Source organism: Sphingobacterium sp. B16(2022), from assembly GCF_012030425.1.
GTDB classification, from domain to species: Bacteria; Bacteroidota; Bacteroidia; order Sphingobacteriales; family Sphingobacteriaceae; genus Sphingobacterium; species Sphingobacterium anhuiense.
In genome coordinates this window covers 1-492 of the sequence record NZ_JAAUVN010000014.1, presented here as the reverse complement: position 1 = coordinate 492, position 492 = coordinate 1, and the positions used below count along the sequence as shown (strand labels likewise).

Sequence of the window (492 nt, the reverse complement as noted above, 5' to 3'; positions counted from 1 at the left end):
TGTGCCCATCCCTGAAAATGGACGGTCCAGAGAGATAGAATGATAAGCTAGTCCCGTAGCTCAGTTGGTTAGAGCACTACACTGATAATGTAGGGGTCAGCAGTTCAAATCTGCTCGGGACTACCATCTAGATGTGAGATGACAGATATGAGATCTGAGACGTAAAGTCTGCTTTCTCTGTTCCGGAATCTATAATCTACACCACGGGGAATTAGCTCAGCTGGCTAGAGCACCTGCCTTGCACGCAGGGGGTCATCGGTTCGACTCCGATATTCTCCACATCCTTAGACGTGGGACACAGGATAAGAGACATTAGACACTTTATAGTTTCTGATATCTCAGATCTGATATCTCCGATCTAAAAGAAGAGTTCTTTGACATATTGAAAGAAAAAAAATTACAAGAGAAGACAACAGTAGAGACAATACTGTGATGTGCTCGATGTATTATGAAGACCCTCGGTCAAGGCCGAACGGATTAATGCGTAGCATC

Annotated in this window: 2 tRNA genes; both read left to right on the top strand. The window is 44.3% G+C overall.

Features of this window, described 5'->3' with window-relative positions:
• The first annotated feature begins 49 nt into the window (after nucleotides 1–49).
• Nucleotides 50–126, top strand: a tRNA-Ile gene (locus tag HCX49_RS25235).
• A 79-nt stretch (nucleotides 127–205) separates the two neighbouring features.
• A tRNA-Ala gene (locus tag HCX49_RS25230) sits at nucleotides 206–279 on the top strand.
• The last annotated feature ends 213 nt before the right edge of the window (nucleotides 280–492 follow it).